This is a genomic window from Pseudomonas sp. SWRI81 (assembly GCF_014268545.1).
GTDB lineage: Bacteria > Pseudomonadota > Gammaproteobacteria > Pseudomonadales > Pseudomonadaceae > Aquipseudomonas > Aquipseudomonas hamedanensis.
On sequence record NZ_JABWQS010000126.1, the window covers coordinates 1 to 233 of the forward strand.

Annotated in this window: 1 protein-coding gene; it reads right to left on the reverse strand. The window is 57.5% G+C overall.

Features of this window, described 5'->3' with window-relative positions:
* Window positions 1-233: hypothetical protein (locus tag HU765_RS26715; RefSeq protein ID WP_186624108.1), on the reverse strand; the 233-nt coding region annotated here is incomplete at both ends.

The window sequence follows — 233 nt, forward strand, 5'->3', positions numbered from 1 at the left end:
GCATTGCCGTAACCGACAAAGTTGCCAGTACCGACGTAAGTCAGACGCTCGACGTTGGTTGCCAGGGTGTGATTGAGCAGGATGGTCCGTACTTCGTCATCACCGCCGCCTACCGCTTCAACCACGTTTACCGAAGTGCCGTTGACGTAGTAGATGTCATCGCCGGCGCCGCCGTTCAGGACGTTGCCCGTGGTTTGCCCGGTCAACACGTCATTGAAAGACGAGCCGATGAC